This window comes from Aurantiacibacter xanthus, from assembly GCF_003584015.1.
Lineage (GTDB): Bacteria > Pseudomonadota > Alphaproteobacteria > Sphingomonadales > Sphingomonadaceae > Alteraurantiacibacter > Alteraurantiacibacter xanthus.
The window spans coordinates 1-19,016 of record NZ_QXFM01000031.1 but is presented as its reverse complement, the minus strand read 5'-3'; the positions used below and the strand labels follow the sequence as shown (position 1 = coordinate 19,016).

Here is a 19,016-nt window from a genome sequence, read left to right as displayed (position 1 = left end):
CTGGTCGAGCTGCTGGGACGCGCGCTGGTCCCCTCGCCGCCGACCGAGCGGCAATCGGGCGGCTACATCGCAGCGGGCTACGACGCCTCGCTCGACGAGCTGCGCGATATCTCGGGCAACGCCCGCCGCGCCATTGCCGCGCTCGAAACCCGCTATCGCAGCGAGACGGGCATTTCGGCGCTCAAGATCAAGCACAACGGGGTGCTCGGCTACTTCATCGAGGTGCCCGCGCGCCACGGCGACGCGCTGATGGCCCCCGACAGCGGCTTCACCCACCGCCAGACCATGGCAGGCGCAGTGCGCTTCAACTCGGTCAGCCTGCACGAGGAAGCCACCCGCATCGCCGAGGCAGGCGGACGCGCCCTCGCCGCCGAAGAGGCCCATTTCGAGGAGCTGGTCGAACAGGTCGCGCAAAGCGCCGAACCTATCGCCAGCACCGCCGCCGCGCTCGCCCGGATCGACGTCGCCGCCAGCCATGCCACCCGCGCGGTGGAGGGCGAATGGTGCCTGCCCGAGGTCTCGCACGGCACCGAGCTTGCCATCGAAGCAGGGCGCCATCCGGTGGTGGAGCAGGCGCTCGAACGCAGCGGCGAGCGGTTTGTCGCCAACGACTGCACGCTCTCGGTGGCGGACCGGCTGTGGCTGGTGGGCGGCCCGAACATGGGCGGCAAGTCGACCTTCCTCCGGCAGAACGCGCTGATCGTGCTGCTGGCACAGGCGGGCAGTTTCGTGCCCGCGAAGGCCGCGCGGATCGGGCTGGTCGACCGCCTGTTCAGCCGTGTGGGCGCCGCCGACAACCTTGCGCGCGGGCGCTCCACCTTCATGGTCGAGATGGTCGAGACCGCCGCGATCCTCAGCCAGGCGGGCGAGCGCAGCTTCGTCATTCTCGACGAGGTCGGGCGCGGCACCTCGACCTACGACGGGCTGGCGCTGGCCTGGGCCGTGGCCGAGGCGATCCACGAGACCAACCGCAGCCGCTGCTTGTTTGCTACCCATTATCACGAGATGGCGCGGCTGGCCGAAAGCTGCCCCACGCTCTCGCTGCACCATGTGCGGGCGCGCGAGTGGAAGGGCGATCTGGTGCTGCTGCACGAACTGGCCGAAGGCGCGGCCGACCGCTCCTATGGCCTTGCCGTGGCCAAGCTGGCGGGGGTTCCCGCACCGGTGGTCAAGCGCGCGCGCGACGTGCTGGCGCGGCTGGAGAAAGGGCGCGATGAAACGGGCGGGCTCGCCGCTGGCCTTGGCGAACTGCCGCTGTTCGCCGCCTCCATGGCGCAAGAAGAGGAGGCACCGGATGCCTTACGCGCGATGCTCGACGAGGTCGATGTCGATGCGCTGTCACCGCGCGAGGCGCTCGATCTGCTTTATCGCCTCAAGCAGGAAGCCTGAACGCACTCACCCCTGCCCGCCTATGCCATGGTGCGGGGTCAGCTATCGTCTTCGGGGCGCGCAGAGGGCCTGTAAAGGCTCTCGTCGTCATCGTGCGCGGGCTCGCCGCGGAAGGCGTCCATGTCGATCCGGCCCGAGCTTTCCATATCGCGCATGTGATCGACCAGATCCTGCGTCGAATCGCCCAACAGGTCGCTTTCGTTCGGGCTTTTGGTGCTTTCGGTCGGGCTGCGCAGTTGCTGGCGCAGTTCGCCCGCACGCTCGGCCACGCTCTGCGCCTGCGTGGATTCGTCGTCCTGCTCGGAATTGTGCACCTCGGGGGCGAGATCGGTCTTGTCGGTCATTGCGAAATCTCCTTTGCCGACAAAACGGACGAGCGCCGCTCGCCGTTCCCGCACAGTCTGCGCGCAAACCGCAAGTTAACCTGAAGCTGCCACACTGCGCAGGCTATGGAACGCGGGTTTCTCAAGCTGGTGGCCGGGGCGCTGGTGATCGGTGCGCTGATGGTCTTCGCCGCCGTCCACCTGATCGGCACCGAAACGAACAAGGGCCGCCTCGCGCAAATTGCCGATCAGCCGCCAGCGCCCGCAATCGGGCCGGAGGCCGCCGCCACGCCGCAACCGATCCCTCAGCCTGAGCCGGATACCGTCTATGAAGACGATGGCTGGTATGGCGAAGACAGTGATGGCGATGGCCTCGCCCCCGCACCGTTCGACCCCAGCCCTCAGCACGACGACCTTCCGCCTGAAGACCTGCGCTTTGCGCCAAGACCGGAACCCGGCGTGGGTCAGCCGCAGATGGTCGTACCCGATGGCGCAGTGCCGATCCAGACGCCCGCGCAATAGCTCAGCGGCTCGCGCCCGGCACCCACAGGACATCGCCCGCGCCGCCATCGTTGGCGAGCCGCGCGAGCACGAACAGATAGTCCGATAGCCGATTGCTGTAGGCCAGCGCCTGCGGGTTGACCGGCTCCTGCGCCGCCAGCGCGACAATCGCGCGCTCTGCCCGCCGCGCCGTCGTACGCGCAAGATGCAAGCGGGCCGCCGCCTCGCTGCCGCCGGGAAGGATGAAGCTTGTCAGCGGGGCCAGCGCGGCATTTTCGGCGTCGATCCGCTGTTCGAGCCAGGCAGTCTGCGCGGCAACGATCCGCAAGGCCCGGTCCGAAGGGGCAAAGTCGTCTCCCGGCGTGGCAAGGTCTGCGCCAAGGTCGAACAGGTCGTTCTGGATGCGCCGCAAGTGCTGGGCCAGGCCGCCGTCGAGCGCGCAAATCGCATAACCGATGGCGCTGTTTGCCTCGTCCACCGCGCCCACCGCCTCCAGCCGCGCGTGATGCTTGGGCAGGCGCGAGCCATCGACCAGCCCACTCGTGCCGTCGTCGCCAGTGCGGGTATAGATGCGGTTCAGGCGAACCATCGGCCGCAGCCGAGCAGCCTTAGCTGTTGACCGCGAGCAGGACCGCAACCACCACGATGGCGAGCGCCTGATACTTGATGCGCGACATCATCGCCTTGTTCTGGCGCATTTGCAGCTCGGTCGAATTGACGCCGCCGTTTTCGAGATCGACCTTGGTCGTTTGCAGAAAGGCGACCACACCGCGCACCAGGCTGACCACAACCATGAGCGACAGCCCGACGATCAAGATAATAAGAAGTACGTTCATAGGCAGCCATGTAAACCTTCCGAAAGCGAAATTCCAGCAGGCAACTGATGCGCGCGCAATCTGTCCGCCAGCGCGCGCCCGTCTGCGCCCGCCAGTCGCAGTTCCGCCAGCGCGGGCGACTCGCGGCGTTTGGCCAGCTTGCGCCCTTCCCCGTCGAGCAGCAGCGCGTGATGATGCCAGGTCGGCACCGACAGGCCGAGCAAGGCCTGAAGCAGCCGGTGCACATGAGTCGAGGCGAACAGGTCCATGCCCCGCGTGACCAGCGTCACCCCGTCGGCGTGGTCATCCATGGTCGCGGCGAGGTGATAGCTGGCAGGCGCATCCTTGCGCAGGATCACCACGTCGCCGAACAGCTCGGGCCGCGCCTTTTGCTCGCCCGCCAGTTCGTCGGTCCAGACGTGCGGCCCGGCAATGGCGCAGGCGCGCGCCATGTCGAGCCGCCAGGCACAATGGCTGGTGTCGCCGCTGACGGGATGCTCGCGGCAGGTGCCGGGATAGACCGCCGAGCCATCGGGCGCGGTCTCGCGCGCCGCGGCAGCGATTTCAGCGCGGGTGCAGCGGCATGGGTAAAGCACACCGAGCGCGCGATAGAGCACCTCGTGCGCCATCAGGTCATAGTTGGCCACGCGGGTCGATTGCGCGGGCACCTCGTCCCATTCGAGCCCGAGCCATTCAAGGTCGCGGCGGAATTCGTCGGCCAGTTCGGGCCGCGAGCGGGCGCCGTCGATATCCTCGATCCGCAGCAGGAAGCGCCCGCCATGCCGCGCCGCCAGATCGTGCGCGGTGAGCGCGGAGAAAGCATGCCCGAGGTGCAGCGGACCGTTCGGACTGGGAGCAAAACGGGTCACGATCATGGTATCACACATCCCGTATCTGGACCTGGTTGCGGCGGCCATGCCATGCGACTCGGGAAAATTCCTGTGGATTCGCGTTTTGTAACAGGCTTGACGCTTTCCTGCGCAAATGCTCCTCTCGACCGCATCAGGGAGGACACCAGACGTGTTCAATGCCGAACTGATCGAACGGGCCGCGCGCTTTCGCAGCGCCGATGAAGACCCAACGCGCAGGCTCGAATCCTGCCCCGCGCTGGTGCTCAACGCGGACTATACCCCGCTTTCCTATTACCCGCTCAGCCTGTGGCCGTGGCAAACCGCGATCAAGGCGGTGTTCCTCGAACGGGTGGACATCGTCGCGAGCTACGACCGCGCGGTGCACTCGCCTTCGCTCGACATGAAGATCCCCAGCGTGATCGCGCTGAGACAGTTCGTTCGCCCGAGCGAGTTTCCCGCCTTCACCCGCTTCAACCTGTTCCTGCGCGACCGCTTCGCCTGCCAGTATTGCGGCAGCGAGAAGCACCTGACCTTCGACCATGTCGTGCCGCGCCGGCTTGGCGGGAAGACGACCTGGGAGAACATCACCACCGCCTGCGCGCCGTGCAACATGAAGAAGGGCGGGCGCACCCCCCGGCAGGCGGGCATGCGCCTGCAATACGAGCCGATCCGCCCCACCAGCTGGCAGCTGCAACAGCACGGCAAGGCCTTCCCGCCCAATTACCTGCACGAAACCTGGCGCGACTGGCTCTACTGGGACATCGAGCTGGAGGCCTGAGCCTGCCCTTGCCCTACTGGTCAATCACCTGCGTATGCGGGTGATGCTTGTCGAGGTGCTTCTTCACAATCCTGAGATTGCGCGTGTTCGAGCGGAACAGGAAATCGAACAGATCGCCCGCCACCGGCACCGCGCCCAACACGCCATCAAAGGCGACATTGCCCGCCATGCGCAGCAGCTTCCACTTCGGCATGCCGAGATTGCGCGCTTCCCACACGATGTAGGCGCCCATCGCCATGCCGATGATGTCGCCCGCCACCGGCACCAGCCCGACCAGCGCATCGAGGCCGACCGGGCGGTTGATACCGGGCAGCACAAAGCTGCGCTCGAGCAGGATCTCCATCGCCTCGATCCGGCGACGCACCGAATGCGGATCGTTGCCAAGCGGCAAGTCGGACATCAGGGGGCGCGGTCTCGTCTGCATCGGGCTTGGCATGGGCATGCTCCTCGCCCTGTTACTTGGGAACTTCGGCCATCGGCGGCAAGGGATGGAACGCGTAGCGGTTAGGCGAGAAACCCCGCGTGCCGCTGCGCACCAGCGACCAGCGGATCGGCGCGCCAATCGGGATATAGACATTGTCGCGCGTCAGTTGCAGCTCGGCCTGGGCAATCAGGCTGGCGCGCACTACCGGATCGAGCGCGTTCATCGACTGGACCACGAAGCTGTCGGCCTGCTGGCTGCACAGCCCCTGCCGCAGCGAACAGGCGAACTGGTCGAGAAACCAGCGCGGGTCGGAGAAGCGCGCCACCCGGTCGACCAGCACCAGATCGGCCGTGGCGGGATCGTCCGCCCGTTCAAGCCGGACGTTCACCGCCGCCAGCTGGTCGGCGAGGCTTTTCAGCAGCCGGTTCAGACCCGGTCCCTCGCCGATGGCCAGCGAAAGACGCACCGCCGCAGGCGTCGCACCCTCCTGCCGGGCGAGGTACTGTTGCACGCGGGCGGCGGCAGTCTGGCGGCGCTGTTCGAGCGACTGATCGGCCCAGCGCTCGCCGACCAGGCCGGGGTCGCCGGGCAGATCGGGCGCGACCAGCCGCGTGCTCGCCGACCAGCCGGCGACGTTGAACGGCTCCATTACAGCCGGCCGGTCAATCGCCATGGCGATGGCTTCGCGCAGGGCCGGCTCCTCAAGCACCCCCTTCGCCTCGCGCACCCGCAGGCCGAACAGGCCGATTGCCGGATCGATCTGCAAGGTTCCGCGTGAGAGCGGGCCGATGTCCACCAGCGGCAGATGGTCGATCCGCCCCCCCAGCACGATATTGGCATCGCCATCATCGAACATTTTGAGCGCACGCCGCGCCGGGGCGGGCACCAGCAGCAGATCGCGTACCCCGTCCTGCCACTCCGGCGCGTCGGGCAGGCCGCGCTCGGCGGGCGGCTTGAAGCGGAACAGCAATTGCGCCGCCGACACCTCGTCGCGCTGGCTGGGGCGCGGCTCGATCCGTTCGAGCGTCATCGGCCCGTTGCCCTCTTCACGCAGCACCAGTTCGGGTTGCGCAAGCAGCGTGAGCAGTTCTGGCACCGGCGTGGTAAGGCGAATTTCGACCACGCGCCCGGTCATCGCGCGAATCTCGTCGATGGGGGAAAGGTCGAGGCCAAGCGACGTGCCGCGCAGCGCCCTCAGGTTCCGGCGCAGGGCCTCGCGCACCGATTCCGCGCTCATTTCGCTGCCATCGGCCCATTCGTCCTCGCGCAGGCGGAAAATGAAGCTGAGGCCATCGTCGGTGACGATCCAGCGCTCGGCCAGCGCGGGCACCACCTCGCCGCGGGCATCGAGCGCGACCAGCCCCGATTCGGTCGCCGCACGGACCAGTTGCCCGCCATTCGACAACCGCACGCCGTCGGCCTGCAAATCCTGCTCGGTGCCGATCCAGGCCACGGTGAATTCACCGTCGGAGCCCTGTCCGCAGCCAGCCAGTGCAAGCGCGAAGGCGCAGGTCAGCGGACGAAGCGTGCGTTGAAAAGGGGCCAGCATGGTCGCTGGAGTACGCACCCTGCCCGCGCGCATCAATGATAAGGTGAGAATGATCTCAGCCGGGCGAACGGTCAGATCTTGCGAAACTGCTCGCCGCGCTGGGCTTGCGTCGCAGCGGTCTGCGCCGATGTGCTCACCGGTTCACGCACCTGCTTGGGGTCGATCTCGTCGATGAAGGCAATGCCGAAGCGATTATCCTGACGCCAGGCCACGGTGCCCTTGACCCAGCCGATGTTGCGCAGTTCGACCTCGACCGGAGCGCCGCGACCGACCTCGACCTGGCCTTCCGCCATCATCCCACCTGTCGAGAGATTGCGCACCTTCACGCGGTTGGGCTGATCGACGCCATCGACCCGCATCTGCGCGAGCAGGAACAGGCTGTCACGATCGACCTGGCGGGTTTCGACGTTGTTCATCGCCGGATTGCGTCCCTAGTTTGCTTGCGCCACGGAGCCCCTGGCCCTTCGGCGAAACTCCTTGCTGCGAATCCAGCAAGCTTGTCTTTAACGCCCCTAACGTGCGGTTAACCCGGCCCCACGTGCAATTGACTTGTCCCAAAACGGGTCAGTCGTCGCGAGAAACCTTTTCGCGCCGTTCATGCGCTTCCTGGGCTTCCACGGTCATGGTGGCGATGGGCCGCGCGATCAGGCGATTGATTCCGATCGGGTCGCCGGTGACCTCGCAATAGCCATATTCGCCCTGATCGATCCGGCGCAGTGCGGCGTCGATCTTGGAGATCAGCTTGCGCTGCCGGTCGCGCGTGCGCAGTTCGATCCCCCAGTCGGTTTCGCTGGAAGCGCGATCGTTGAGATCCGGCTCCCGGATCGGGCCATCCTGCAGGTTTTGCAGGGTTCCGACCGAGGCTTCGAGGATCGACCGTTTCCATTCGAGCAACAATACCCGAAAATAATTCAGCTGCTTGTCCGACATATAGTCTTCATTCTCATCCGGCGCATAGTCGCGCGGCAAGGCACGCTTGGCCTTGTTGAGAACGTCGATGTCGTCGCCCGTGACAGACGCCATGATTACGTTGCTCCGCACCCAGTATTAAGGACCGCCCATCCTGCGGATCAATCGGGCCGGGCCTGTTATGTCAGGCCTCTGCTTCGCCAAACTCCATGGGCTGTCGCTGCGGCGCGCCTATAGTGGCCGTGCCGGAGGCACACAAGCGGCAAGTTCGAAATGTCCCGATCTGTCCAGCGGCCGGACGCAAAAACCAGCCCCCTGAATTAACCAAATATTGACCATGATCGTAAGACCATCGCCCCATGGCTTGAGGAACCATACTCCCGAGCCGCATGGGGACGATCAATGGAACTAGCGAGACAGCATATATTTGCCGGGCTCACTCCGGCCGACACCAGCAGCGCCGACACGATGGTGGCGCAATGCCTGGCCGATGCGGCACGGGGAGATGTGGAAGCCTACTTCGCACTCGGGGTGGCCTTTTCGACCGGTAGCCACGGCCTCGATTGCGAACTGGTCGAAGCGCACAAATGGTTCAATCTCGCCGCCGCCGGCGGTCATGAAGAGGCCTGCCACTGCCGCGCCGATGTCGCCGACGAAATGACCGCGCGCGAAGTAGCCGAAGCCCAGCGTCGGGCCCGCGAATGGTTGCGCGCCGATTTCCGCAAGGTCGCCTGATCAGCCTTTCCTGAACGGGGTCATTTCTCCCAACCTTAGCTGGTCGAGCGCAATGCCGCGTCGTTCGGCCTCGACGAATTCGGCCACTGCCCGGCGAAAGTCGGGGTGCGCGATATAGTGAAACGAAGTGGTCGCGACCGGCTCGTAGCCCCGCGCCAGCTTGTGCCCGCCCTGCGCGCCCGCCTCGACCCGTTCGAGGCCCAGTTCGATCGCCAGTTCGATGGCGCGATAATAGCACAGCTCGAAATGCAGGAACGGCTTGTCGACCAGACAGCCCCAATAGCGCCCGTAGAGCGCGCTTTCCCCGATGAAATTGAGTGCACCGGCAACCGGATCGCCCGCATCATCATGAGCGAGCAGCAGCAGAATTTTCTCGCCCATGCGTTCGCCCATCAGGTCGAAGGCCTCGCGGGTGAGATAGGGCGTGCCCCATTTGCGCGCGCCGGTATCCTGATAGAACAGCCAGAACAGATCCCAGTGCTCGGGCTTGATGTCCTCGCCGCGCAACGCGCTGACGGTGATCCCCTCGTTCGCCGCCGCCCTTTCCTTGCGCAGGGTCTTGCGCTTGCGTGACGAGAGCGCGCCCAGAAAATCGTCGAAGCTGGCATAGCCGCGGTTGGTCCAGTGGAACTGGATGTCCTCGCGCCGCAGCCAGCCCTGCTCCTCGAACAGCCTAGCCTGCTCAGGCTCGACAAAGGTCGCATGGGCGCTCGACCAGCCGTTGATTTCCACCAGCCGTGCCGCCGAGCGCAGCAGCGGCCCCGCCAGCGCCGGATCGCGCAGCAGCAGGCGCGGGCCGGTCGCAGGCGTGAACGGCACAGAAATCTGGAGCTTGGGATAGTAGTCCCCGCCAGCCCGCATCCAGGCATCGGCCCAGCCATGATCGAACACATATTCGCCCTGGCTATGCTCCTTGAGGTACGACGGCATCGCGCCCAACAGCGCCCCATCCTCGCCTTCCAGCACCACCGGCGCGCTTTGCCAGCCGGTGCCGGGCCCGACGCTGCCCGAATCCTCCAGCGCGGTGAGAAACTCGTGGCTGACGAAAGGGTTGTCACTGCCCGCCAGCGCGTTCCACTCAGGTGCCGGAATTGCCCCCACCGAGGGCTTGATCGCTGCGCTTATCTTGCCGCTCGTCATGCCCCCGATCTAGGGACGCGCCTTGAAGGCTGCCACCCCCGCGCCCTCAAGAATGGGCATGCCCCCCGCCTCCAGCGCCGCTTCGACCTTCGCCGCGCTGTCGACCGTCCAGCTTACCAGCGGGGCCTTGCGGGCGATCTGGCGGCGCGACAGGCCGCTCGGCAGGTCACGCACGTCGAGCGCGAGGAAATCGGGCCGGGCCAGTTCCACCGCCAGCCGCCGCTTGATCTGCGCCATCAGCGTGAGACCGCCCTCCTCGCTCACCACCAGCCCCAGGGGCAGCGCCGTGTCATGCTTCGCAAACCAGCGCGCCACGCGCGGATCGAAGCTCATCACGGCCAGCTTGCCGCGATAGCCCTCGCAATCGCGCCGCACCGCCCGGCACAGCGGCCCCACGGGATGATCGCGCTCGGTCTTGATTTCGAGCAGCAACGGCACCCGCCCGCCGACCAGCGTGAGCAAATCGCGCAGGGTCGGGATTTTCTCGGTGCTGCCGCGCAGCGTGAGCGAAGTCAGCTCTCCCACACCGCGGTCGGCCAGCAGACCGCTCGCCTCGGTCAGGCGCGAAAGCTCGGCATCGTGGAACACCATGGCGCGCCCGTCGGCGGCCTTGCGCAGGTCGCACTCGATGCCGAGCCCGGCCTCGATGGCAGCCGCAAAGGCCGCCAGCGAGTTTTCCGGACGGCCGGTGCCATGCAACCCGCGATGGGCATAGGCATGGCCGCCGATCCAGCCGCAATCCTTCGGGTGAGACGCCATCGCGGCCCCGATCAGCCCGCCGCCAGCTCGATCACCGCATCGACCTCGACCGCCGCACCCAGCGGCAGCGCCGGTACGCCGACTGCCGCACGCGCGTGCTTGCCGAGTTCGCCGAACACTTCGACCATCAGTTCCGAAGCGCCATTGGCGACCTTGGGCTGATCGGTGAAATCGGCGGTCGAATTGATGAAGGCGCCGAGCTTGACGATCCGGCTCACCCGGTCGAGCGAAATGCCCGCCGCTTCCACCTGCGCAAGGATCATCAGCGCGCAGGCGCGCGCGGCCGCTGCGCCGTCTTCAAGCGACACATCAGCGCCCAGCCGTCCGGTCACGAGCTTGCCGTCGATAAAGGGCAGCTGGCCCGAGACATGGGCCAGATTGCCGCTCACCACCACCGGCACATAGGCGGCGACGGGTGCAGCCGCGACCGGCAGGGTAATTCCCAGTTCGGCGAGACGGGCAGCGATGGTCATGACTTCAATTCCTCCAGTTGGCCGTTGATCCACGGCAGGGCCTCGGCCCAGGTATCTATCCGCGCGTGGGCCGCACCGGCCCGATGCGCACAAGGGACATGCGGCGCGATTGCCGGTTCGCCGCAAAAGTGCAAGCGGCGTACCGTGGGCACATGCTCGGCAGCCGACTGGTGATGGCTGGCGATATCGTCGATGAACACCGCCACGCTCGGACTGTATTCGCCAACAATCGCGCTCAGCGCGCCGCCTTTCGGGCCCTGATTGGTGAACACCCGCGCCTCGATCCCCAGCCGCTGCAACTGTCGCACCCGCGCCTCGTTGCGCGAATCGGTGAGGTTGGTGAGCACGACCACGTCGGCCCGCTCCTGCAAGGAGTTGATCGCCTCGACCGCACCGGCAATCGGCTGCTGACTGTCCATCTGGGTGTCGAAGAACAGGCCCAGCAGGCGCCACATTTCCTTTTCTCCGAGCGGCTCGGTCTCGCCGTGGCGGCGCATGGCCTTGGCGAAGGCGTGCGTTTCCAGCTCCAGCGCAACCTGATGCTCGACATCGAGCCAGTCGCGAAAGTGGCGGACCATGTGCAGCAGCACCTCGTCGCAATCGGTGACGATGAGCGGACGGGTCATTCGGGCACACTCCTGTGGGGAACCAGCGCTTGCGGCGCGACGCCCAGAGCGTCGGCGGCGGCAACGAGATCGGGCTCGTGCGCAGCGAGAAAATCGAACACGGCCTGATGGGTGGCGCTGTCACCGATCGCGCTGCGCAGGCCATCCGGCGTGAGCCCGGTGAGCGCAAGGAAGCGTTCGGCGCGCTCGCCATCGCTCAGAATCCAGCCGAGCGCCGCCAGTGCGAGCGTGTCCCGATCGGTCGGCGGTACAGGTGAATCCTTAGGAATTGTCACTTTTCCACAAGCGCGGTAGAGGGAGAGGCAATCAAGTCTGGCGAAGCGCCGGGCCGCCGAGGGGCCTGCAATGTCAAAACGGATCCTTGTTGTCGAGGATAACGATCTTAACCGCAAACTGTTCTGCGACGTGTTGCGCGCAGGTGGTTTTTCGGTCGAGCCGGTCGCCGACGGCAAGGAAGCCATTGCCCGCGCCCGCGCTTTCGAGCCCAATCTGGTGGTGATGGACATCCAGCTGCAGGACGTTTCGGGCCTCGATCTGATCGCGCACCTGAAGGGCGACAGCGCGCTTTCGGCTGTGCCCGTGCTGGCGGTCACCGCCTATGCCGGCAAGGGCGATGAAGAGCGTATCCGGCTTTCCGGCGCGGAGGGATATTTGTCGAAACCGGTCAGCATCGGGCCGTTCATGGCCGCGGTTAAGGGGCTGGTAGGCACAAACTAGCCGGTGTCCGCAGGCCTCGCCGCCTTGACAAGCACCCGCACTCGGGCTTTGCCCGCGACTATCCGGGCCACGCGCCCGCGCGCAACAGCAGATAGGACCTTCCCATGGACCGTGCCGAAGTCGACAGCCGGATTCGCACCATCATCGAGCCGTTCAACAAGAAGTCGGTGGCAATCGCCGACAACACCAGTTTCGCCGGCGATCTCGAGTTCGACAGCCTGACCGTGATGGACTTCGTCGCCGCGATCGAGGACGAGTTCGACATCATCATCTCGATGAACCAGCAGGCCGAGATCGAGACCTACGGCCAGCTGGTCGACGCCGTCACCGGCATGCAGGGCGAGTGAGCGACCAGATGAGCGAGACCATGACCGCCGAGCGCGACCTGTTCGCCAAGTTCGACGACATCATCCAGATCCGCGAGAACCTGCTGGCGAGCGGGGTGGAAGACCCGTTTTCGCTGGTAATGGAAAAGGTGCTCTCGCCCACCCGCGCGATCTGCAACGGGCGCGACACCATCCTGCTCGGCACCTACAACTACATGGGCATGACCTTCGACCCCGACGTGATCGCGGCGGGCAAGGATGCGCTTGACCGGTTCGGCTCGGGCACCACGGGCAGCCGCGTGCTCAACGGCACCTATCAGGGCCACCGCGAGGTCGAGGACGCGCTGCGCGAGTTCTACGCCATGGATCATGCCATGGTGTTCTCGACCGGCTACCAGTCGAACCTCGGGATCATCTCGACCATCGCCGGCAAGGGCGACTACATCGTGCTCGACATCGACAGCCACGCCTCGATCTGGGACGGCTGCGCGATGGGCAAGGCCGAAGTGGTTCCGTTCAAGCACAACGATATCGAGGCGATGGAAAAGCGCCTGAAGCGCATCCCCGAGGGCGCGGGCATTCTGGTGGTGCTCGAAGGCGTCTATTCGATGCTGGGCGATGTCGCGCCGCTGAAAGAGATGATCGCGGTGGCCAAGAAATACGGCGCGATGGTGCTGGTCGACGAGGCGCATTCGATGGGCTTCATCGGCGAACATGGCCGCGGCGTGGCCGAGGATCAGGGCGTGCTCGATCAGGTCGACTTCGTGATCGGCACCTTCTCGAAGTCGGTCGGCACGGTTGGCGGCTTCTGCGTCTCCAACCACCCGAAGTTCGAGATCATGCGGCTGGTGTGCCGCCCCTATGTGTTCACCGCCAGCCTGCCGCCCTCGGTGGTGGCGACCGCGGCGACCTCGATCCGCAAGCTGATGCATGCGGGCAACAAGCGCGCGCACCTGTGGGAGAACTCGCGGCGGCTGCACGCTGGGCTCACCGACCTGGGCTTTTCGCTCGGCACCAGCGAGCCGCAGAGCGCGATCGTGGCGGTGATCATGCCTGATCTCGAAAAGGGCGCAGCCATGTGGGAGGCGCTGCTGCACGAGGGGCTTTACGTGAACCTCGCAAGGCCCCCGGCAACGCCTGCGAACATGACGCTGCTGCGCTGCTCGCTGTGCGCCGAGCATTCGAGCGAAGAGGTCGAGACGATCCTCGGCATGTTCGAGCGAGCGGGCAAGGCGGTGGGGATTATCTGAGGCCCTCGCGCCGCTGAGGAACATCAAGGCCATGTCGTGCGTCTCCTGAGCAAAGGAGAACCACGACATGACCACCAATACCGGCAGCGCCCGCTACGAAGGCCTCGGCAAGAGCGGCAAGGGCCACGTTTCGACCGGCTCGGGCGCGCTGAGCGAGCAGCCCTATGGCTTTGCGACCCGCTTCGAGGACGAACCCGGTACCAACCCCGAAGAGCTGATCGCCGCCGCCCACGCGAGCTGCTTCACCATGGCGCTGAGCTTTGCGCTGGCCAAGGCGGGCTTCGAGGATGGCACCATCGAAACCGAGGCTAAGGTCAAGCTGGAGAAGGACGGCGACGGTTTCGCGGTCACCCGCTCCGACCTCGTCACCAAGGCCAGCGTGCCGGGCATCGACGAGGCCGTGTTCCACCGCATCGCCAATGAGGCCAAGACGGGCTGCCCGATTTCCAAGCTGCTCAAGGCCGAAATCACGCTCGACGCCAGCCTGACGAACTGACCCGTCAGAGCTGGTCGAGGCTCGTCACATTGGCGCAGACATCGCTCGGGTCGGCCTTGCCATCGCCGTGGCCGACCTGCGCGATCAGCACGAAGCCACCGATCAGCAGCACCACGAACAGGCCGGTCAGCCAGGCGAGGTACTTGTCGATAAAGGCCTTGATCGGCGCGCCGAACACCTGGAACAGCACCCCAACCGCCATGAACACCATGCCCCGCCCGGCAATCGAGGCGAGCACGAAGGTACCGAAGTTCATCGAGATGAACCCGGCGGTGATCGTCAGCAGCTTGAACGGCACCGGCGTGGTGCCTGCGATAACGATCGCCTGCCAGTCGTTCTCGCGCAGATAGCAGGCCGCCTTGGGGAAAGCCTCGGACAGACCCAGCACGCCGATCAGCCACTCGCCAATCGCCTCATAAAGAAAATGGCCGATGGCATAGCCTGCCATCCCGCCCAGCACCGAAAACACCGTGCAGATCGCGGCAAAGCGAATGGCCTTCTTCGGCTCGGCCAGACACATCAGACCGAGCAGCGGATGCGGCGGGATCGGGAAGAAACTCGATTCGACGAACGCAAAGAACGCCAGCCAGCCCTGCGCGTGGCGGTGCTTGGCCTTGTCCATCGTCCAGTCGTAAAGCGACTGCAGCAGTCTGGTAATCATCTGGTTTTCCGGTCCCGAACCGCTTCGTCATCCCCGCGATTAGGCCAGCGATGCAGCCAGAGCAAGCGGCACGAAATAGCCTATATGGCACTTTTCTATTGACATCGTAACGCTATTGGGTTAGCAAAGGACAACATCGCGATAGAGCGAGTCGGCAAGAGGCGGTCCCCATAACGGGGTGCCGCCTTTTTGATGCTCGCCGCCAGCGCCAACGACGGGACTTTGCTTCATGGCCAAACGCAACTGGGAAACCGCCTTCATCAACGAACTGGCGGAAACCTCCAATGTAAAGGCCGCCACCAAGGCCGCCGGGGTCAGCCAGTCGCTGGTTTACAAGCGCCGCCGCGAAAGCGCCGAGTTCGCCGCCCGCTGGTATGCGGCGCTCGCGGAAGGATACGACAGCCTCGAAATGGACCTGCTCGCCCGCCTGCGCGAGGGGCGGCTGGAGGACGTCGACGAGGACGGCAACAAGCGCAAGTACGACATCGGCACCGCCTTTCGCTGCCTGCTCGCCCACCGCGAGAGCACGGGGCGGACCGGCTTCGACTACACCGCCTCCATCCGGCGCGGCTATATCGAAAACCCCGTCGCCCAGCGCGCGGTGCGGATCGTTGCCGAGGGCGTCGGCAGCGCGCCGATTGCCGAGGCCGATCCCAGGGCCCTCGCCCTCGTGCAAGCCACCAGCGCGGGGCAGTCGCTGCTCGAAACGCTCGCCGCGCATCTGCTGCTTAACGGCAACGGCTACGTGCAGATCGCCCGCGATGCCTCGGGCAAGCCAGCCGAGCTGTTCGCCCTGCGCCCCGAGCGCATGAGCGTCGTCCCCGGCGCCGACGGCTGGCCCGCCGCCTATCGCTACACCGTGGGCGACACCAGGGTCGACCTGCCGCTGGAGGACGAGGACGGCTGGCCCTCGCTCATTCACCTCAAAACCTTCCACCCGACCGACGACCACTATGGCGCAGGCTGCCTCACCGCTGCCGAGCAATCGGTGGCGATCCACAATGCCGCCGCCAACTGGAACCGCGCCTTGCTCGAAAACGCTGCGCGGCCCTCGGGCGCGCTGGTCTACGATACGGGCGAGGCCTCCACGCTCAGTGCCGAACAGTTCGACCGGCTGAAGGAGGAGCTGGCCGCAGCCTATCAGGGCGGCGGCAATGCGGGCCGTCCGATGCTGCTCGAGGGCGGGCTCAAGTGGCAGAGCCTGTCGCTCTCGCCCGCCGACATGGACTTTGCCGAGCTGAAAGCCGCCGCCGCGCGCGACATTGCGCTCGCCTTCGGGGTGCCGCCGATGCTGCTCGGACTGCCGGGGGACAACACCTATGCCAACTACAAGGAGGCCAACCGCGCCTTGTGGCGGCTCACGCTGCTGCCGCTGGCGGCGAAGATCCTCGGCGGGATTTCCGAGGGGCTGCAACCGTGGTTCCCCGGTCTTGCCCTCACGGTCGATCTCGACCGGGTGCCCGCATTGTCGGAGGATCGCGAGAAGCTGTGGGCGCAGGTCACCGGCGCCGACTTCCTGAGCGAGGCCGAGAAGCGCGCGATGCTCAGCCTGCCTCCTGCTCCCGAACAAAACACGAACGGAGATAGCGAATGACCCGCGAAGACATGCTCGCCGCGCTCATCGCGCAGGCGCAGACCGGCGGCGCCGACCTCGTCACCCTGCGCGCCATCGTCGAGGAGGCGAGCGAGCTGGGCGCGGACCGGGTGCTCACCCGCATCGGGCTTGAGGACGACCACGCGCAGGGCGATATCGACGAGCTGCGCGAGCTGCTCGAGGCCTGGCGCAGCGCCAAGGCGAGCGCGTGGAAGGCGACCGTCGAATGGGTCGTGCGCGGGGTGCTGGCGCTGCTGCTGATCGGCATTGCCGTGCGGCTCGGCGTGTTCGGGCTGCTGCGGTGACGGTGCGGCTGGCGGGCTATGCCGCGCTGTTCGACGTGGCCGACGCTGCGGGCGACACCATCCGCAAGGGCGCTTTCACCCGAACGCTGGCGGACCGGCGCGAGCCGCTGCCGCTGTTCTGGCAACACCGGCCGGAGCAGCAGATCGGCACGGTCGAACTCGCCGAGGAAGACGACAAGGGCCTGCGCGTGATCGCCCGGATCGACAACCCAAGCAGCCGCGCGGTGAGCGAGCTGCTCGGCAAGCGCGTGAACGGCCTCAGCTTCGGATATCGCGCGCGTGGCTATCGCCGCACGCTCGATGGCCGGGTGCTCGAAGATATCGACCTGTTCGAGGTGAGCCTCGTCACCCAGCCGCTCCAGCCCGGAGCGAGGGTGCATTTCGTCGCCTAGAATCTGATTCGCCTTGCTCCCCTCCCCTTGGGGAGGGGCTGGGGGTGGGGGCTCGGCGCTGGCTGGCTGGCTGGCTAGCGTGGAACCCCCATCCCAACCCTTCCCCAAGGGGAAGGGCTTTGCGGGCCGATGCTATGTCATTCCCGCCCCGCCCTTCCCTCAACCCCACAAAAATCCCCCTGACCGGCCCCACTCGGGGGGCGGTCTCATTTGTCGTGCCCCCCAACCGAAAAGGTAACTAGCTGCTATGGATATGGAAATCGAAACCGAAGTAATCTCGCAGAGCTTCGATCTTGTCTCGCGCCAGGACGAGGCCGAGAAGGCGATCAAGGTGCTGCGCTCGGACGTCGACGAGGTGAAGGCCCGGCTCGACCGCGTCAGCCGCGCCGCCTCGCGCCCCGCGCTCGATGGCGTGGTGAAGACCGAGAGCCCCGAAGTGAAGAGCTTCGTCACCGGCTACCTGCGGCAGGGCCGCGAGACCGAGCTGAAGTCGCTTTCGGGTCTCACGCCGGGTGACGGCGGCTATGCCGTCCCGCGCGAGATCGACGCCATGATCGCCAGCGCGCTGAAGGACATCTCGCCGATCCGCCAGATCGCGCAGGTGGTGCAGGTCGGCAGCGCAGGCTATCGCAAGCTGGTCGCCACCGGCGGGGTCGCCTCGGGCTGGGTCGGCGAGGGCGACGATCGCCCCGAAACCGCCAGCCCGACCTTCGCCGAGGTCGCCCCGCCCTCGGGCGATCTTTACGCCAACCCGGCCGCCAGCCAGGCCATGCTCGACGATGCCGGGTTCGACCTCGAAGGCTGGCTCTCCGCCGAGATCGCAGTCGAGTTCGCCGCTGCCGAGGGCTCTGCCTTCGTGGCGGGCACGGGCGTCAACCAGCCGCTCGGCTTCCTTGCCTCGGCCACCTCGCTGGCGGGCGACGCGGTGCGCCCCTTCGGCAGCCTGCAATATATCGGCTCGGGCGATGCCGCGGGCTTCGATGCCAACCCGGAAAGCAAGCTGATCGACCTCGTCCACACGCTCAAGGCCGGCCACCGGCAGGGCGCAAGCTGGGTGATGAACTCGGCAACGCTGGCCGAAGTGCGCAAGATGAAGACCAGCGACGGGGCCTTCCTGTGGCAACCGGGGCTGGTCGAGGGCCAGCCCGATCGCCTGCTCGGCTACCCGGTGGTCGAGGCGGAAGACATGCCCGATATCGCGGCGAACCAGTTTCCGATCGCCTTCGGCAACTTCCGCAACGGCTACCTCATCGCCGAACGCACCGCGACGTCGATCCTGCGCGATCCGTTCACCAACAAGCCGTTCGTCCACTTCTACGCCACCAGGCGCGTGGGCGGACAGGTGCTGGATAGCGCGGCGATCAAGCTGCTGAAGATCGAGGCCTAAGCGCCTTCGATCCGCCGGGCACTGCCAGCCTCAGGCACGCCCGGCACCCGTGCGCGCCCGCTAACCGCGAGCCACTCCCCCTCCTCGCCGGAGCGGGCGCGCCTTTGTTCTTGCCGAGACACAGGAGACCGCCATGCAGCGGCAACTCGTCACGCCACCTGACCTTGCCGGAGCCGCGCTCGCCGAGCTGAAGGCCTGGCTGGCCATCACCACCGCGCGCGACGACGCGGAGCTGACCCGCCTGCTCGCCGCCAGCCTCGCCACCTGCGAGGCTTTCACCGGCGTGGTCGCGCTGGAGGCGACCTACGAAGAAATGCGCGAGGCCAGCACCGGCTGGCAGACGCTCGACCTCTCCCCCGTGCGCGCGATCCTCGCGGTGGAGGCCCTGGCGAGCGATGCCTCGCGCACCGCGCTGCCGCCGGCCGGCTATCTGGTCGACATCACGGCGCGGGCGCAGGGCCGCTTTCGCCTCGTCGTGCCGGTCAGCGAGAAGCGGCTGGTGGTTCGCTACACAGCCGGTCTCGCTGCCGACTGGGACCTGCTGCCCGCCGACCTGTGCCACGGGGTGCTGCGGCTTGCCGCGCACCACTTCCGCGCCCGTGAGAACGATGCCGCG

Annotated in this window: 27 protein-coding genes; 13 read left to right on the top strand and 14 right to left on the bottom strand. The window is 66.4% G+C overall.

The genetic code is table 11. The annotated features are described in order from the left end of the window. Positions 1 to 1,389 (top strand): DNA mismatch repair protein MutS (gene mutS, locus D2V17_RS04015; protein ID WP_119591843.1); only part of this gene is annotated, 1,389 nt, incomplete at its 5' end. A gap of 38 nt (positions 1,390 to 1,427) precedes the next feature. On the opposite strand, the gene D2V17_RS04010 is transcribed toward mutS, so the two are convergent. After that, positions 1,428 to 1,733: a hypothetical protein gene (locus tag D2V17_RS04010; RefSeq protein WP_119591842.1), complete on the bottom strand. Its 306-nt coding sequence runs from the start codon at positions 1,731 to 1,733 to the stop codon at positions 1,428 to 1,430. 105 nt (positions 1,734 to 1,838) lie between these two features. On the opposite strand from D2V17_RS04010, the gene D2V17_RS04005 reads away from it, so the two are divergent. Beyond that, positions 1,839 to 2,234 carry a hypothetical protein gene (locus D2V17_RS04005; RefSeq protein WP_119591841.1) on the top strand — a complete coding sequence of 132 codons (396 nt, stop codon included), beginning with the start codon at positions 1,839 to 1,841 and terminating at the stop codon, positions 2,232 to 2,234. Position 2,235: 1 nt separating this feature from the next. On the opposite strand, the gene D2V17_RS04000 is transcribed toward D2V17_RS04005, so the two are convergent. From D2V17_RS04000 to gluQRS, 3 genes are read right to left on the bottom strand one after another with little or no spacing between them, the layout of a single operon-like run. Next, positions 2,236 to 2,802 (bottom strand): cob(I)yrinic acid a,c-diamide adenosyltransferase, encoded by a 567-nt coding sequence (locus D2V17_RS04000; protein WP_119591840.1) that lies wholly within the window; start codon positions 2,800 to 2,802, stop codon positions 2,236 to 2,238. A gap of 19 nt (positions 2,803 to 2,821) precedes the next feature. Beyond that, positions 2,822 to 3,049 carry an HIG1 domain-containing protein gene (locus tag D2V17_RS03995; protein WP_119591839.1) on the bottom strand — a complete coding sequence of 76 codons (228 nt, stop codon included), beginning with the start codon at positions 3,047 to 3,049 and terminating at the stop codon, positions 2,822 to 2,824. Continuing rightward, positions 3,046 to 3,903, bottom strand: a complete 858-nt coding sequence (gene gluQRS, locus D2V17_RS03990) for a tRNA glutamyl-Q(34) synthetase GluQRS (protein ID WP_119591848.1) — start codon at positions 3,901 to 3,903, stop codon at positions 3,046 to 3,048. The genes D2V17_RS03995 and gluQRS overlap by 4 nt, the downstream gene beginning before the upstream one ends. Before the next feature lie 145 nt (positions 3,904 to 4,048). Here gluQRS and D2V17_RS03985 point away from each other — a divergent pair, with 145 nt between their 5' ends. Further along, complete coding sequence (locus D2V17_RS03985) at positions 4,049 to 4,657, top strand: HNH endonuclease (protein ID WP_119591838.1); 609 nt, start codon at positions 4,049 to 4,051, stop codon at positions 4,655 to 4,657. A gap of 13 nt (positions 4,658 to 4,670) precedes the next feature. Here D2V17_RS03985 and D2V17_RS03980 read toward each other — a convergent pair whose 3' ends face one another. The 4 genes from D2V17_RS03980 to dksA all read right to left on the bottom strand — a co-directional run bounded on the left by D2V17_RS03980 (position 4,671) and on the right by dksA (position 7,653). Continuing rightward, the gene (locus D2V17_RS03980) at positions 4,671 to 5,057 is read right to left on the bottom strand and encodes a DUF4112 domain-containing protein (protein WP_245978509.1); all 387 of its coding nucleotides are present in this window, start codon (positions 5,055 to 5,057) and stop codon (positions 4,671 to 4,673) included. A gap of 55 nt (positions 5,058 to 5,112) precedes the next feature. Then, complete coding sequence (locus D2V17_RS03975) at positions 5,113 to 6,630, bottom strand: ABC transporter substrate-binding protein (protein ID WP_119591836.1); 1,518 nt, start codon at positions 6,628 to 6,630, stop codon at positions 5,113 to 5,115. Positions 6,631 to 6,701: 71 nt separating this feature from the next. Beyond that, entirely contained in the window at positions 6,702 to 7,046 is a 345-nt protein-coding gene (locus D2V17_RS03970; protein ID WP_119591835.1) for a PilZ domain-containing protein, read from the bottom strand. Positions 7,047 to 7,194: 148 nt separating this feature from the next. After that, positions 7,195 to 7,653 (bottom strand): RNA polymerase-binding protein DksA, encoded by a 459-nt coding sequence (gene dksA / locus D2V17_RS03965; RefSeq protein ID WP_119591834.1) that lies wholly within the window; start codon positions 7,651 to 7,653, stop codon positions 7,195 to 7,197. A gap of 288 nt (positions 7,654 to 7,941) precedes the next feature. Here dksA and D2V17_RS03960 point away from each other — a divergent pair, with 288 nt between their 5' ends. Then, complete coding sequence (locus D2V17_RS03960) at positions 7,942 to 8,274, top strand: SEL1-like repeat protein (RefSeq protein WP_119591833.1); 333 nt, start codon at positions 7,942 to 7,944, stop codon at positions 8,272 to 8,274. Here the strand turns inward: D2V17_RS03960 and D2V17_RS03955 are convergent, their stop codons facing one another. From D2V17_RS03955 to D2V17_RS21685, 5 genes are read right to left on the bottom strand one after another with little or no spacing between them, the layout of a single operon-like run. Beyond that, positions 8,275 to 9,414, bottom strand: a complete 1,140-nt coding sequence (locus D2V17_RS03955) for a GNAT family N-acetyltransferase (RefSeq protein WP_119591832.1) — start codon at positions 9,412 to 9,414, stop codon at positions 8,275 to 8,277. Between the two features lie 9 nt (positions 9,415 to 9,423). Next, complete coding sequence (locus tag D2V17_RS03950) at positions 9,424 to 10,173, bottom strand: glycerophosphodiester phosphodiesterase family protein (protein WP_119591831.1); 750 nt, start codon at positions 10,171 to 10,173, stop codon at positions 9,424 to 9,426. Between the two features lie 11 nt (positions 10,174 to 10,184). Continuing rightward, on the bottom strand, positions 10,185 to 10,646 hold the full coding sequence (locus D2V17_RS03945) for a RidA family protein (protein ID WP_119591830.1): 462 nt from the start codon (positions 10,644 to 10,646) through the stop codon (positions 10,185 to 10,187). Next, a complete protein-coding gene (locus tag D2V17_RS03940) occupies positions 10,643 to 11,272 on the bottom strand; it encodes an HAD family hydrolase (protein WP_119591829.1) in 630 nt (209 codons plus the stop codon). Before D2V17_RS03940 ends, D2V17_RS03945 begins: the two co-directional genes overlap by 4 nt. Next, positions 11,269 to 11,547, bottom strand: coding sequence for a DUF3572 domain-containing protein (locus tag D2V17_RS21685; RefSeq protein ID WP_245978508.1), 279 nt, complete (start codon positions 11,545 to 11,547; stop codon positions 11,269 to 11,271). Before D2V17_RS21685 ends, D2V17_RS03940 begins: the two co-directional genes overlap by 4 nt. Positions 11,548 to 11,617: 70 nt before the next feature. Here D2V17_RS21685 and D2V17_RS03930 point away from each other — a divergent pair, with 70 nt between their 5' ends. The 4 genes from D2V17_RS03930 to D2V17_RS03915 all read left to right on the top strand — a co-directional run bounded on the left by D2V17_RS03930 (position 11,618) and on the right by D2V17_RS03915 (position 14,061). Beyond that, complete coding sequence (locus tag D2V17_RS03930; RefSeq protein ID WP_119591828.1) at positions 11,618 to 11,989, top strand: response regulator; 372 nt, start codon at positions 11,618 to 11,620, stop codon at positions 11,987 to 11,989. Between the two features lie 104 nt (positions 11,990 to 12,093). Then, positions 12,094 to 12,336, top strand: a complete 243-nt coding sequence (locus D2V17_RS03925) for an acyl carrier protein (protein ID WP_119591827.1) — start codon at positions 12,094 to 12,096, stop codon at positions 12,334 to 12,336. A gap of 8 nt (positions 12,337 to 12,344) precedes the next feature. Next, complete coding sequence (spt, locus tag D2V17_RS03920; RefSeq protein ID WP_119591846.1) at positions 12,345 to 13,565, top strand: serine palmitoyltransferase; 1,221 nt, start codon at positions 12,345 to 12,347, stop codon at positions 13,563 to 13,565. 67 nt (positions 13,566 to 13,632) lie between these two features. Next, a complete protein-coding gene (locus D2V17_RS03915; RefSeq protein ID WP_119591826.1) occupies positions 13,633 to 14,061 on the top strand; it encodes an OsmC family protein in 429 nt (142 codons plus the stop codon). A 4-nt stretch (positions 14,062 to 14,065) separates the two neighbouring features. On the opposite strand, the gene D2V17_RS03910 is transcribed toward D2V17_RS03915, so the two are convergent. Beyond that, entirely contained in the window at positions 14,066 to 14,722 is a 657-nt protein-coding gene (locus D2V17_RS03910) for a YqaA family protein (protein WP_191229069.1), read from the bottom strand. A 229-nt stretch (positions 14,723 to 14,951) separates the two neighbouring features. Between D2V17_RS03910 and D2V17_RS03905 the strand changes: the two genes are divergently transcribed. From D2V17_RS03905 to D2V17_RS03885, 5 genes are all read left to right on the top strand, one after another. Further along, the gene (locus tag D2V17_RS03905; protein ID WP_342767830.1) at positions 14,952 to 16,316 is read left to right on the top strand and encodes a phage portal protein; all 1,365 of its coding nucleotides are present in this window, start codon (positions 14,952 to 14,954) and stop codon (positions 16,314 to 16,316) included. Then, positions 16,313 to 16,621, top strand: a complete 309-nt coding sequence (locus D2V17_RS03900) for a DUF6127 family protein (RefSeq protein WP_119591825.1) — start codon at positions 16,313 to 16,315, stop codon at positions 16,619 to 16,621. Before D2V17_RS03905 ends, D2V17_RS03900 begins: the two co-directional genes overlap by 4 nt. 2 nt (positions 16,622 to 16,623) lie before the next feature. Further along, positions 16,624 to 17,013: an HK97 family phage prohead protease gene (locus D2V17_RS03895; RefSeq protein WP_245978511.1), complete on the top strand. Its 390-nt coding sequence runs from the start codon at positions 16,624 to 16,626 to the stop codon at positions 17,011 to 17,013. Between the two features lie 247 nt (positions 17,014 to 17,260). Beyond that, positions 17,261 to 18,400 carry a phage major capsid protein gene (locus tag D2V17_RS03890; protein WP_119591823.1) on the top strand — a complete coding sequence of 380 codons (1,140 nt, stop codon included), beginning with the start codon at positions 17,261 to 17,263 and terminating at the stop codon, positions 18,398 to 18,400. 133 nt (positions 18,401 to 18,533) lie between these two features. After that, the coding region (locus D2V17_RS03885) for a head-tail connector protein (RefSeq protein ID WP_119591822.1) at positions 18,534 to 19,016 on the top strand (483 nt) is incomplete at its 3' end.